Annotated in this window: 14 protein-coding genes, 1 tRNA gene and 1 pseudogene; 9 read left to right on the top strand and 7 right to left on the bottom strand. The window is 43.9% G+C overall.

Features of this window, described 5'->3' with window-relative positions; all coding sequences use genetic code 11:
- Positions 1-380: 380 nt before the first annotated feature.
- The 3 genes from ACXJGZ_RS08485 (at position 381) to ACXJGZ_RS08475 (ending at position 1,493) form a co-directional block, all read left to right on the top strand.
- Entirely contained in the window at positions 381-674 is a 294-nt protein-coding gene (locus tag ACXJGZ_RS08485; RefSeq protein WP_456326202.1) for a hypothetical protein, read from the top strand.
- On the top strand, positions 629-1,144 hold the full coding sequence (locus tag ACXJGZ_RS08480) for a putative toxin-antitoxin system toxin component, PIN family (protein WP_456326201.1): 516 nt from the start codon (positions 629-631) through the stop codon (positions 1,142-1,144). Before ACXJGZ_RS08485 ends, ACXJGZ_RS08480 begins: the two co-directional genes overlap by 46 nt.
- A gap of 261 nt (positions 1,145-1,405) precedes the next feature.
- Positions 1,406-1,493, top strand: a tRNA-Leu gene (locus tag ACXJGZ_RS08475).
- 20 nt (positions 1,494-1,513) lie between these two features.
- On the opposite strand, the gene ACXJGZ_RS08470 is transcribed toward ACXJGZ_RS08475, so the two are convergent.
- Complete coding sequence (locus ACXJGZ_RS08470; protein WP_456321156.1) at positions 1,514-2,290, bottom strand: M48 family metallopeptidase; 777 nt, start codon at positions 2,288-2,290, stop codon at positions 1,514-1,516.
- Between the two features lie 5 nt (positions 2,291-2,295).
- Complete coding sequence (locus ACXJGZ_RS08465) at positions 2,296-2,661, bottom strand: BlaI/MecI/CopY family transcriptional regulator (protein ID WP_456399052.1); 366 nt, start codon at positions 2,659-2,661, stop codon at positions 2,296-2,298.
- Between the two features lie 102 nt (positions 2,662-2,763).
- Here ACXJGZ_RS08465 and ACXJGZ_RS08460 point away from each other — a divergent pair, with 102 nt between their 5' ends.
- Positions 2,764-3,285, top strand: a complete 522-nt coding sequence (locus ACXJGZ_RS08460; RefSeq protein ID WP_293253475.1) for a deoxycytidylate deaminase — start codon at positions 2,764-2,766, stop codon at positions 3,283-3,285.
- Here ACXJGZ_RS08460 and ACXJGZ_RS08455 read toward each other — a convergent pair.
- Both ACXJGZ_RS08455 and ACXJGZ_RS08450 read right to left on the bottom strand, forming a co-directional pair.
- On the bottom strand, positions 3,282-3,653 hold the full coding sequence (locus ACXJGZ_RS08455) for a DUF2304 domain-containing protein (RefSeq protein WP_366515042.1): 372 nt from the start codon (positions 3,651-3,653) through the stop codon (positions 3,282-3,284). The genes ACXJGZ_RS08460 and ACXJGZ_RS08455 overlap by 4 nt on opposite strands.
- Positions 3,653-4,975 (bottom strand): HAD-IA family hydrolase, encoded by a 1,323-nt coding sequence (locus ACXJGZ_RS08450; RefSeq protein ID WP_456399051.1) that lies wholly within the window; start codon positions 4,973-4,975, stop codon positions 3,653-3,655. The genes ACXJGZ_RS08455 and ACXJGZ_RS08450 overlap by 1 nt, the downstream gene beginning before the upstream one ends.
- Positions 4,976-5,087: 112 nt before the next feature.
- On the opposite strand from ACXJGZ_RS08450, the gene ACXJGZ_RS08445 reads away from it, so the two are divergent.
- The gene (locus tag ACXJGZ_RS08445; protein ID WP_293253588.1) at positions 5,088-5,987 is read left to right on the top strand and encodes an MraY family glycosyltransferase; all 900 of its coding nucleotides are present in this window, start codon (positions 5,088-5,090) and stop codon (positions 5,985-5,987) included.
- Here ACXJGZ_RS08445 and cas6 read toward each other — a convergent pair.
- The gene (gene cas6, locus ACXJGZ_RS08440; protein WP_456399050.1) at positions 5,929-6,699 is read right to left on the bottom strand and encodes a CRISPR-associated endoribonuclease Cas6; all 771 of its coding nucleotides are present in this window, start codon (positions 6,697-6,699) and stop codon (positions 5,929-5,931) included. The two genes, ACXJGZ_RS08445 and cas6, sit on opposite strands and share 59 nt — an antisense overlap.
- A gap of 217 nt (positions 6,700-6,916) precedes the next feature.
- Between cas6 and ACXJGZ_RS08435 the strand changes: the two genes are divergently transcribed.
- Complete coding sequence (locus ACXJGZ_RS08435) at positions 6,917-8,116, top strand: proteasome-activating nucleotidase (RefSeq protein WP_456399049.1); 1,200 nt, start codon at positions 6,917-6,919, stop codon at positions 8,114-8,116.
- A 129-nt stretch (positions 8,117-8,245) separates the two neighbouring features.
- Here the strand turns inward: ACXJGZ_RS08435 and ACXJGZ_RS08430 are convergent.
- Positions 8,246-8,361 (bottom strand): annotated as a pseudogene (locus tag ACXJGZ_RS08430) (MFS transporter); the annotation flags it as partial.
- Between the two features lie 107 nt (positions 8,362-8,468).
- Here ACXJGZ_RS08430 and ACXJGZ_RS08425 point away from each other — a divergent pair.
- On the top strand, positions 8,469-9,392 hold the full coding sequence (locus tag ACXJGZ_RS08425) for an RIO1 family regulatory kinase/ATPase domain-containing protein (protein WP_456321260.1): 924 nt from the start codon (positions 8,469-8,471) through the stop codon (positions 9,390-9,392).
- 45 nt (positions 9,393-9,437) lie between these two features.
- Entirely contained in the window at positions 9,438-9,938 is a 501-nt protein-coding gene (locus tag ACXJGZ_RS08420; protein WP_456321261.1) for a hypothetical protein, read from the top strand.
- Here the strand turns inward: ACXJGZ_RS08420 and lipS2 are convergent.
- Positions 9,921-10,868: a LipS2 family lipoyl synthase gene (lipS2, locus tag ACXJGZ_RS08415; RefSeq protein WP_456321262.1), complete on the bottom strand. Its 948-nt coding sequence runs from the start codon at positions 10,866-10,868 to the stop codon at positions 9,921-9,923. The two genes, ACXJGZ_RS08420 and lipS2, sit on opposite strands and share 18 nt — an antisense overlap.
- Before the next feature lie 92 nt (positions 10,869-10,960).
- Here lipS2 and udp point away from each other — a divergent pair.
- The coding region (gene udp / locus ACXJGZ_RS08410) for a uridine phosphorylase (RefSeq protein WP_456399048.1) at positions 10,961-11,772 on the top strand (812 nt) is incomplete at its 3' end.

The raw sequence follows: 11,772 nt of genomic DNA, 5'->3' as shown, positions 1-11,772 counted from the left end.
TTCTATTTTTCTGCTTCACTTTTCGTATTGCATCAAATAAATGTACATTTGTTTTTCTTGGATAGACTTTATCCAAAGACCAAATCCTCACTAATGCAATGCCCGCATTAACCCTAAAGAGGCCATTCAAGAGGCGGTATGATTTTCTTTTCATGATACCTCACTCAACGCTCTCTTGTTTCTTATAACATTTAAATTTTGCTGGGAGTTTATACGTACTGTTAGGATAAGCAGTAGGGTTTGAATTTCTGATGATTCTTCAGAAAAAGAAGCCATCTTGCCTACCCTGGTGGTGATGCCCCGTTTTCCTGACAGTATCAAGAAGCCAACAAAAAAATTAATAACGTTTTCTTTTCAATTTTCCTTACAAGGTGTGAGAAATGGCTGCGAAAGTTAAGAATTCGGAAGGTGTGAAGCTTCTCATTAATGAGGTTGCGAAGGCTGTTGGTGTTTCTCCTAAAGAGCTTATTGGATATTATGAGTGGAAGGCTAACTTGAAGAAGCTTAAGACTAAGAAGATAAGTAAGAAGGAGGCGTTAGAATTCCTTAAGTCTCAGGAAGGTAAAAGAAAGATAAGTGAGGAGGAGGCTGTTAGGATTTATTATGAGGCTAAGGAAGAAGTCAGGAGATGGAGAGAAATCGAGAGAAAACTCAAAAAGCTCGGTTTAGAGTAGTCGTTGATACTTCAGTTTTAATTGCTGGTGCAATTTCTACTAAAGGATATGCTTTTGATCTTCTAAAATTATTAGTTAAAGGCAATGTTGTTAATTATGCTTCCTCGAGAACACTTCATGAGTACAAGGCTAAAATGCAATCCAAGAAGGTTCTCAAGCACTTGTCTATGGATGAAGCAATGAAATACTTTGAAATCATGCTAACATTTTCTAAGAGGATTTCCATTAAAAAGAGCTTCCAGAAAAATAAGCACATTAAGGAGCTCGTGAAAGATGAAAAAGATATTCCGTTTCTCGATGTTGCTTATAATGCTAAAGCCGAGTTTTTGATAACTTATGACAGGAGGCATTTGCTTAAAATCAGAGATAAAACGAGAAGATTCAAGCTGAATTCTCGTGAGTTCTATATTTTAACATCAAAAGAATTCATTAAAGAGTTTTATGAATCAAACAAAAAGAAAAAGCGTTAAGGTATTGGCAAAGCTTTTTTAGCTCATCAACCAAAGTAATAATAGATCCTAACGGCATTCTGAAAATTTTGTCTGTAATTTCTACCACCGACGCTTTTTGGTGCTCTGCTTGATACTGTCGGGATAGCTGGGACATCACCTACTGAAGCCATTCAGTTACATCACCGACATTTAAACCTAATGCCCTACTGCTTATCCTGACAGATGGATTCTATATACCGAAAGCTTTTTAACCAGCCCCGGTGCATAGGTATTGCGAGCGCGGGGGTGCCCGAGCCTGGCCAAAGGGGACGGACTTAAGATCCGTTGCCGAAGGGCTACGCGGGTTCGAATCCCGTCCCCCGCACCAAAAGGGCATTTCTAAAATCATCAGTTCAGCTTGCCCATAAGATCCAAAGCTGCTGCTTCTACCATTATTTTCCATATCCTTTCGTCGTAAGGAGGATGCATTTCCATGAATACCTTTTTCTGCTTTCTCTCGATTTTTGGTTCGATTCCCGGTAAAACGTTTTCCTTCACTTTAATCCTCAAATCTTCGTAGTAACTGAGTTCCTCCAAGGCATCCTTTAAATCAAAGGGTCTCTCAAGAACATATAGTGCAGCTTTATCCGCCATGAATTCCCTCTTCTTGAAGAATCTCACCCTCTGATGTTCATATGCCAGAAGGAGGATTAAGGATACGAGAATTGCCCTTAAATTAAATGAAAAGAGTGTTAACATGCTCAATGTAATCATCCAGTATCTCCCATAAGATATCAGTGGAAATAGAAGTGTATCCTTGTTTTTAATGTGACCTATCTCATGTGCTACAACACCCAGAATCTCATTTTCCTGGAGAACCTCAAACAAGCCCAGGGATAGGACTATGGAATCTTTAAACGAATATGCATTTGGGATATAATCCTCTAGAATATAAACCTTGGGAGTTTTTATTTTCGCCCTGTTCGCCATCCTGGCAACGGAATCATAGAGCCACGGCATGTCTTCATATTTTAAGGGGGTATGTATTTTGTCAAGGCTTCTCTTTGTTACCCATAAATAGAGAACCATTAAGCAAAGTGTGGCTAGAAAGACCCCAACTAATCCAATGCGTCCAAGATACAGCACAACCAGGAGCAGTTGGACAAAGGCAATTAACCGTAGCATTTCAATCACTTCTTAATCTTGGAAAGATACGCAAATGTGGCTTCCTTGAAATTGGCCATCAGTGCATCGAAGATACTCTCTACGACTTTCTGCTCGAATTCCTCCTTAGTCGTTGTAATTTTATACACATAACGCATCCCACCCCTTCCCTTGCTGACTTCTCTCTCTAGAAGTCCTCTTTCACAGAGACGATTCATTAAAATGCTGACAGTTGAGCGCCTTAAATCGGGATGCTTTTCCTTCATTTTCTCGTAGACCTCTCCTGCTGTTGCTACCTTGGCATCCCACATGTATCCCATTATTTCCGCTTCCAAGGGAGGTAGAACTGCCTTCAATCCTTCTTCTGTAAGCTTAAATTCGTGGGGTTCCATTGAGCCCATAGCCATCCCTCACAATTATCTTGGTCAAACCCTCAAATAAAGTTTCCGGCAACATTTATAAAATTAAGGTTTGTAGTTTTAGTAGGTGGGAAGATGGTAGAGATAGTTCTTGACCCAGAAAAAGCAGAGAGGGTAAAAAAAATCAGGCCCACTAAGGATGAATATTTCATGCTCATAGCAAAGCTTGTTGGTTTGAGGGCTACATGCCCCCGTTTGAGAGTTGGTGCTGTAGCTGTTAAGGATGGCTATATTTTAGCAACAGGATATAATGGCGCTCCAAGGGGTATGGATCATTGTATCGATGTGGGATGCCTCATAGTTGATGGTCACTGTCACAGAGCTGTTCATGCGGAGCAGAACGTCATAGCAATGGCAGCACGAAAGGGTATAAGCCTAGAGGGTGCCACGCTCTACGTTACACACTTCCCGTGTGATATATGCTTCAAGCTTCTCCTCAATGCGGGTATAAAGGAGATAGTCTATGAAGAAATGTACCCCAACGAAGCCACGGATGTGCTCCTGAGAGAAGCCCAAGAGAAAGGAATAGTAAGGATAAGACAGTTCAAAGTTCCAGAAGACAGAGTTAAGCTCTTTTTAAGTGAACTTTTTGATTAACCCTTTTTCTCGATTTTTTCAAGCTTTTCGTTTATCTCCTCGAGTTCGATGGCAATTTTTCTCGTTAGCTCCGTTATCTCCCTCTCAGCCCGGTCAACATTCATGTATATTCTGAAGAGGAGCAAGTAGGCAAATCCAATTGATACAACAAAGAGAGCATCTAAGCCCCTTCCAAGCCCGAGGAGGTTTTTAATTGTCACTGAAAGCTCCAATGGCTTTAATGCAATTACGAACATTATCAACAGAAGTGTTTCCCAAGAAAGGAATTCCCTCCAGTCGAATTCTTTCCTTACATATTTCCCTATCACATAAAGCGCTAGGGCGACTAAAACTATTATTGTTACATACTGTATTGCCAGCATTTCCATCACCTCATCTTATCAAAAAGTAGATTTAAAGCTATTTTAACTCCTTCCAAAACGTTTGTTCCTTTTTTAGCGGCGTAATCAGTATAAACAGCTTTTATTGGGACTTCTTCAATTCTACATCCCCTGCTTGCCACTTCAATTATTATCTCGCTTGAGACGGCATATCTATCACATGTTATCCGTATTTTTGAGGCACACTCTCTATTGAAACATCTGAGTCCGCTTTGAGAGTCGCTCACATACATTCTGGCAAAAAACGCTGTGATACCATCGAGGATGAGATTTCCAAAGCGCTTAATGAAAGGCATCTCCTTTATATCTCCTTTTAACCTTGAGCCCACTGCAAAATCCGCTTTTCCTTCGGCAACGGGCTTCATGACTCTGAGGGCATCGCCAACCAAGTGCTGTCCATCGGCGTCGAACGTTATTATTATCTCTGCTCCTTTTTTAAGCGCGTAAATTATTCCGGTTCCAAGAGCACCCCCGAGCCCTCTGTTAACGATGTGAGTCAGCACATGAACGCCGCTTTTACGGGCAATCTCTCTCGTTCGATCCACACTCCCATCGTTAACAACAACTATGTGTTCCGGTTTAAAATACAATTTCAAACTGGAAAGAACCTCTCCAAGGGTTCTCTCCTCGTTATATGCAGGTACAACCACGTAGGTCTTTAACAGTCTTCTGAAAAGAGATAAAGCCTCTTTCATTGTTGGAACTTCAAATGTTGGCTTCTCCTCGATTTTAAAGCTCATTCTCCCGCTCTCATGAGAGGTTATTAAAAGGCTTAGTGTTCCGGCTCTTTTTGCGGGCACTATATCATAGCCGTGATCTCCGATCACAATCGCCTTTGTAGGGGGGATTTTGAAATGTTCTAAAACTCTCTTAACATGCATCTCATTTGGCTTAACCTCATCCTTTGCGACATCGCTTCTCGTGAGAATAAAATCGAAATATTTCTTGATACCATGCATGTTCAGGGCCTTCGTGGCAGCTCTCCTGCAGCTCCGGGTCATAAGGGCAATTTTAATACCCTCCTCCTTTAGAAATTCCAGGAATTCTCTGGAGCCATCAAAAAGAAAGCTCTCATCCACACGTTCTTCTTCCAAGTCCTCCAGGATTTTTTGGAGCTCTTCAGGTTTTCTATTCGTTTCCTCCGCAATCCTGAAGAGGTTTTCGTACATAGGGGTTAAATCTCCGATCGTTTCCTTGGGGATGCCCATATCAAGCAACCTTTTCTTGAGTTCTTCTTTTATCTGGTGGAAGTCCTTCGGAGCCCCTATTAGGGTCCCATCGAGGTCGAAAATTGCTAGTCTTATATCCATGCTCTCCACCTTGGTTGCTCCTCTAGATTTCATATGGGGGTAGCCTCTTTAACTTTATCGCTTCCACCGAAGGGTTTATTTATGCTCGTTCATTTTTTCTTTGGGGGATGGAATGGACGCAACAATTCCATTTGCAGGCTTCTTGATATCACTCTTTCTCACTCCCTACATAGCTCGCCTCATGAAAAAGGCGGGAATAGTGGGAAGAGACGTGCACAAACCGGAGAAGCCTGAAGTACCAGAAATGGGAGGCATAGCCCTTCTGATATCACTTGCCATGTCCCTCGGGCTGAGCCCGAGCGAAGTCATATCAAAGGCGGTTCTCACGGCTCTCCTCTTTGGTTTAACAGGGATTCTTGATGATCTAACGGTTTTAAAGCAGTCCCATAAAGTTTTATTATGTCTCATAATGTCAATCCCGATCCTATCTCTTCCCTTAGATCATACCTTAAATCTCTTCGGATTGGCTGTGGATATCGGATTGGCTTACCCGGTTTTTGCAATTCTGTTCATAACGGCATCCGCAAACCTCGTAAACATGCTGGCAGGCTTTAATGGACTTGAAGTGGGAACCTCCTCAATAGCCCTGCTCTCTCTGGCACTTATCACGAAAGGGGATGCCCAGATGCTAGCTCTCGCAGGGTTAGGAGCCTCTTTAGGCTTTCTCTGGTGGAATAGATACCCAGCAAAGGTTTTTCCAGGGGATGTGGGCACTCTAAGTCTGGGCGCTTTAATAGGAGTGATAGGGATTCTGGGAAAAGTTGAGGTTTACGCCGCTATTCTTTTGATACCCCATGCGGTGGATTTCCTCCTCAAGATGAGGATAAGATTTCGGGGAAAGGCAATGGGGAGGACGGAAATTCTAGAGGATGGGACACTAAAAGCACCACCCTACCTGAGTTTCCTGGGGTTAATAATGAGAGCAAAAAGGGTTAAAGAGTGGCAGCTCGTATCTATAGTTTGGCTTCTTGAACTTGCTCTTGGGATGTTTGTTTTTCTCCTTCATCTATGACCTTAACCATCCCGAATCCAAAGCGTGTCTTATCGCCAAAGCCGTTCTCGTAACCAAACTTCAGTATCTCCTCGCTTCCGTAGTAGCGGAAAACCATAAGAGAACCCCTGTAGAAAACATCCCTAACCTTTATGCGCACGGGCTTATGCTTTATAACCTCTAACGTGAACTCCTTATCCCTCGGCATCTCCCCAACGAGCTCCGAATAGCGCATTAACATAATCTTTCTAAGTTTCTCATGGAAAAGGCTGTCCGTTGGATACAGATCCCATATCTTCATCCTGTCCTCTTCCAGTTTTATTGTCCTGACCACTATGGGGCTCAGTGTGGAGAGAAGAGATCCTTCTTTAAATTCCGGCTCCTTTAAGACTTTTACCTTCTCAACAAAGAGCCTGACATCCTCTATTGTCATTATCGGGTTGTCCATGAAGCCCTCTACTATTGCTCTTATGACGTCGGGCATGAAGGAAGACACGTAGAGGCATACATCGTCAGAGAGTATTTTAATCCCTTTCTCTGGGATCAGCTTTCGAGAACGTACCATGATACGGGAAAATGTGAAATAATCAGAAGGTGTCGTCTTGGTCATCTCAGCTACGTCGGGAGAGGATATCTCTATTTTATTGATGAGTTCACTGTAAACGTCATAATTGTAATTGAAAGGCAGGATAGCCCCTTTATTTTCAGGCTTAAACTTTATTTCTACCCTCATGCACCAGCTCCCTCCGAATTTAACATTATAACTTTATAGCGCTTCACATTAATAAGCGTTTCGTGTGAAACGATATTACAATACCCGGATGTTAAAATGACCCAAATATTTATAACCTGTAAGAGGGTTTTAAAAAATGGGCGATTACATGTGAAATTCGGGTTCTCGAGGATAGTGTTAAAAGCACTTCTAACAAATTATATATGGAGGTGCGAGAATGTCAGTTGAAGATGAAATAAAATTTGAGAGGGACGAAACTTACGATGACTACATAACCTATTTAAAAAGGAGAATAAGACAGCTCGAACTCCAAGTGAGAACACTCGAGGCGGATAAGGAGAGGCTTGAGAGAGAGCTTTCCCGTCTGAGGATGGAGATGTCAAGGATGAGGCAGCCCCCTGCTTTTGCAGGAACCCTTTTAGAAATGCTCGATGAAGAGAGAGCAATAGTGCAGAACTTTAATGGACCGCGTTTTGTTGTGAGGATAGCACCATGGATAGAAAGGGAGAAACTAAAACCGGGTTCAAGGGTCGCTCTGGACCAGAGGACAATGGCGGTGATTGAGCTCCTTCCATCACAGAAGGATCCGAGCGTTCTTGGTTTTGAAGTCATTGATAAACCGATGGTCTCATATAAGGACATAGGAGGATTGAAGAAGCAGGTGCAGGAGCTTAGAGAAGCCGTTGAGCTTCCATTAAAGCATCCAAAACTCTTTGAGAAAGTTGGCATAGACCCTCCAAAGGGGGTTCTCCTATACGGTCCTCCGGGATGCGGGAAGACCCTGATGGCAAAGGCACTTGCAAATGAAGTTCATGCGACATTCATTAAAGTCGTAGGAAGCGAGCTCGTTAGAAAATACATCGGAGAAGGAGCGAGGCTCGTGAGCGAGCTCTTTGAGCTTGCACGTGAGAAGGCGCCAACTGTTGTTTTCATAGATGAAATTGATGCAATTGGGGCAAAGAGAATGGATGAAACGACAGGTGGCGAGAGAGAAGTTAACAGGACTCTGATGCAGCTTCTGGCAGAGCTCGATGGATTCGACCCAAGAGGCAATGTTAAGGTGATTGCAGCTACAAACAGACCGGATATACTCGATCCGGCGCTTTTAAGACCCGGAAGGTTTGATAGGCTTATAGAAGTCCCGCTTCCAAACTTCACGGGGAGGCTTGAAATACTCAAAGTTCATACAAGGAGAATGAACCTCAAGGATGTGGACATCAAAGCGATAGCGGAGATGACAGAGGGGGCGAGCGGTGCAGACCTCAAAGCCATTGCAACGGAGGCAGGAATGTTTGCAATAAGGTCAAGGAGAAGCTATATAACCCACGAGGACTTCCTAAAGGCTGTGGATAAGGTTCTGGGTGGAGAGCAAAAGCTGGCACAGCAGATAGCCATGCATGAAGTTATGTACGGGTGATTTCCCCATTTTTACCCTTTTCTAGGACTATTATTCCAACGGATGACGGGAATAGCGTAGAAGGCTTTCCCATATCCCATTTTGTCTATAAGCATGCCAAGTACATAGGGCCCTGCTGTGGCGCCAAAAGGAAGGATAGAATATCAATGCATAGGGAAGCAATAAAGATGTCATCAAAGCCCTGCCTGGGCATTGTTTATTCCGAGTTCGCCCTTTATAATTGGTATCAGGGGAGAAATGGCCATCCTGTGTGCATATTTTCATGGCACAAATTATGAGCTGAGCGTTTAAAAATATATCTAACCACCACATGATTTAAAAGATGGAGAACAATCTAATGCCGGGAGCGAAAATGGTAAGTAAGATGCTGGCTCTGGAGGTCTATCCAAATCTCAAGGATGTAGACTTCAAAATCCTCAGGGCAGTGGAGCTCAACATGAGGTACTATGAGTGGGTTCCCCTAGAGGTTATTGCGAGATTTGCGAGAATGGAGCTGGATAGTGTTTCTCACAGACTTGGAAAACTCGATAACTGGAGCTTGGTCATTAGAAGAAGCGATATAGGTTACATCGGATATCAGCTTACCATTCACGGTTATGATGCCCTCGCGATAAGGGCCCTTGCAAGGAAAGGCATTATCAGAGGTTTGAGCTCAACCCAGATAGGGGTGGGCAAAGAAGCCGATGTTTACGTGGCTCTAACACCCCAGGATGAGAGGATAGCCGTGAAGTTCAACAGGATCGGGTTGAGGACAAGCTTTACGAGGATCAAGCTTTATAGAAGAGAATTCATCGACAAAAGGCACATTTCCTGGCTTTATGTCTCGCGGCTGGTCGCGGAGAGGGAATACGAGGCTCTCAGGCTGCTCTCTTCTATAGCCAAAGTTCCGAAGCCAATAGCATGGAACAGGCATGTTGTGGCAATGGAACTCATAGATGGAGTGGAGCTTGTGGAGCTTAGGGATAGCGACCTGAGCAGAGGGGAAGCGGAAAGGATTTTGGATAGTGTCCTCGAAGAGTATAAGAAGATTGTAAAATTTGGGATTATCCATTCGGATTTAAGCTTCTACAACATTGTCCTGCGGAACAGCGGTGATATTTTGATAATCGATTGGCCCCAATATGTGACGACATCTTTTCCCCAAGCGGAATACTATCTGGAGAGAGACTTAAGGGTGTTGCTAAATTCTTTTGAAAGAAAATGGCGCATTAAAAGGAATTGGGGGACGATTTGGGAGGAGTTCAGAAAGGCTATGCATGAAAGCCTTCGAGAGTAAAGCTAATATACCTCAAAGGAGGATTAGAGATAGGAGGGGCAAAAAATGAACCGTACGGATAAGAGGAGCTATCTATCACAACTTTTCAGAGAGGCTTACGAACATCTCAGCCACAGAGAGATAGAGGAGGCAAAGCGAAAGTTCGATAGAATAATGGAGCTCTCAAAGGATGAATTCCCGGATATATACTTTGAAGCATGCTTCATGGTGGGTGAGATCTTCTTTGAGGAGAACAACTACAAGGGATGCGTGAAGTGTGCGCTCAGAGCAATAAAAAATGCCCCGACTAAGGAGCTCTATGAGATGGGTATAAGCAGGCTCAAGGACATAATCTACGTCCTCAATCAGCAGGGCTCCCTTAATTTGCTCGGTGAGGACATGGACACAACACTCGCTCTCCTCGAAGATGACGAAGAGCTCTATGCCTTTGCAAAAGCGCTTGTGGAGCTTGCCAGAGGAAACGTGGATTCGGCGGAGGAGTGGAACAGCAGGATAAAAACCAAAAGCCTTAGAGATATTCTGGAGCGTCTAACCGAATCTTCTTAAAGTTTCTTTAGCATACCCTTTCTTTGGCTTAAAGGGGAAATTGTAAGGTTCTTCACCCGGCTTCTCGTTGTAGTAGGGCCTGTTGCATCCAGGACATCCGTGGGTCATGAATGCATTCTCCTTTAGAAGCTTCTCCAGTTCCTCCCTGGGAATTCCAAATCCTACTAAACGTCCATTCTTTTCAAATTCGAAATTTTCCACCCTCTGAAGCTTGTTCTCAATCAAATACTGTCCTATCTGGAGCATTCTATATCTCTGCAGGCTTGGTGGTTTTCCATGTTCCAGACGCGTTCCTTTAATGGGGGTGAATGCAAATAGAGAGACATCCGCACCCATATCATAAGCCCTCTGGACACTTGTTAAAAACTCAAAATCGCTCTCTCCAAGTCCTGCTATCAGGTGAATGAAAGCCCTCCCCTCTCCAAAAATCTCGATCACATCTCTCGCAAACTTCCACATTTCATCCCATGTGTAGAGGGAATCCTTTATCTCAGGATAGAGTCTCTCGCTCGCCACGTCCACGCCCACACCTATGTAATCTACCCCCAGTTCCTTAAACTTCTCCAGGTATTCCACCTCCACAGGAGTGATGGATAAAGAAATCGGCAGATTTGATGTTCTAAGGACATCTAAAACCCTGAGTGTATCTTCCTTCAGATTCGGGTAATCAACAGTTTGAAGGCATATCCTCGCAAATCTGCCCTCCTTTAGGTGCCTCAAAACCTCCTCGAGTTCGAAGAGGGGCCATGTGATCCTAGAAAGCTTCTTTAAATCTGCCCTGCTCTCTCTTGCCTGAGGGCAGAAGGCACAGTTGTTCCGGCATCTCCCCTCATGATGAAGCATTAAATAAGCGGTAGTGGGTCTGGCAAGCATTTTAGCCTTCAATAATCCCATTGCTATCGCTGTACCATAGGAAACCCTTATCAGCATTGAACCACCATAGGGGGTCTGGCCAAGGAAATAAAAATCTTTGGGATATTTTTATATTCCCTAGATATGAGCTTTAATCAGAGGTGAGTGAGATGAAGTTCATGCCTGCGGATAGACCCCAAACTGAGGAAGGCTACCAGTATCATATAGCATGCAAGCCCGGAGATGTATCTAGATATGTGCTTTTACCCGGAGACCCGGATAGAGTTCCAAAAATAAGTGCTCTCTGGGACGAGGCTAAAGAGATAGCGTATCACAGAGAATACAGAACCCACACGGGGAGATACAAAGGGGTGCCCATTAGCGTGGTTTCAACGGGAATTGGAGCACCTTCAACGGCAATTGCAATAGAGGAGCTCGCAGCCATTGGGGCGGACACATTTATAAGGGTAGGCTCCACGGGAGCAATTCAACCCGGGATGGAGATAGGAGATTTGATTATCGCAAAGGCTGCTGTTAGGCTTGAAGGAACCTCAAAACAGTATGTTAGAGTGGAGTACCCGGCAAGCGCCGATTATGAAGTGACCTTGGCATTGATTGAGGCCGCTGAGAGCTTGGGGATGCGCTACCACGTTGGAATAACGGCTTCAACGGATAGTTTCTATGTTGGTCAGGCGAGACCTGGATTGAAGGGGTACTTCCCGAGCATGGCCAGGGATTTAATTGATGACTTGAGGCAAGCCAATGTTACAAACTTCGAGATGGAAGCTGCCACAATCTACACCCTAGCCAGCATATATGGGTTGAGAGCAGGATGTGTGTGTGCGGTCTTTGCCAACAGAATAACAAATGAGTTCGGCACCAAGGGGGAGAGAGAAGCGGCAATTGTTGCAAACGAAGCCGTTAAAATCCTCCATGAGTGGGATGAAGAAAAGGAAAGAAAAGGTAAGAGGTACTGGTTTCC

It is taken from the genome of Palaeococcus sp. (in: euryarchaeotes), assembly GCF_053987695.1.
The sequence above is the reverse complement of the archived record's forward strand: the minus strand, read 5'-3'. Positions and strand labels throughout refer to the sequence as shown.

Coding starts and splice junctions, on each gene's coding strand:
- ACXJGZ_RS08455 (WP_366515042.1), bottom strand. CDS start 3,653: ATGGAAATGCTGGCAATACAGTATGTAACAATAATAGTTTTAGTCGCC.
- ACXJGZ_RS08460 (WP_293253475.1), top strand. CDS start 2,764: ATGGTAGAGATAGTTCTTGACCCAGAAAAAGCAGAGAGGGTAAAAAAA.
- ACXJGZ_RS08470 (WP_456321156.1), bottom strand. CDS start 2,290: ATGCTACGGTTAATTGCCTTTGTCCAACTGCTCCTGGTTGTGCTGTAT.
- ACXJGZ_RS08465 (WP_456399052.1), bottom strand. CDS start 2,661: ATGGAACCCCACGAATTTAAGCTTACAGAAGAAGGATTGAAGGCAGTT.
- ACXJGZ_RS08425 (WP_456321260.1), top strand. CDS start 8,469: ATGGTAAGTAAGATGCTGGCTCTGGAGGTCTATCCAAATCTCAAGGAT.
- ACXJGZ_RS08445 (WP_293253588.1), top strand. CDS start 5,088: ATGGACGCAACAATTCCATTTGCAGGCTTCTTGATATCACTCTTTCTC.
- lipS2 (WP_456321262.1), bottom strand. CDS start 10,868: ATGCTGATAAGGGTTTCCTATGGTACAGCGATAGCAATGGGATTATTG.
- ACXJGZ_RS08450 (WP_456399051.1), bottom strand. CDS start 4,975: ATGGATATAAGACTAGCAATTTTCGACCTCGATGGGACCCTAATAGGG.
- cas6 (WP_456399050.1), bottom strand. CDS start 6,699: ATGAGGGTAGAAATAAAGTTTAAGCCTGAAAATAAAGGGGCTATCCTG.
- ACXJGZ_RS08420 (WP_456321261.1), top strand. CDS start 9,438: ATGAACCGTACGGATAAGAGGAGCTATCTATCACAACTTTTCAGAGAG.
- ACXJGZ_RS08480 (WP_456326201.1), top strand. CDS start 629: ATGGAGAGAAATCGAGAGAAAACTCAAAAAGCTCGGTTTAGAGTAGTC.
- ACXJGZ_RS08435 (WP_456399049.1), top strand. CDS start 6,917: ATGTCAGTTGAAGATGAAATAAAATTTGAGAGGGACGAAACTTACGAT.
- ACXJGZ_RS08485 (WP_456326202.1), top strand. CDS start 381: ATGGCTGCGAAAGTTAAGAATTCGGAAGGTGTGAAGCTTCTCATTAAT.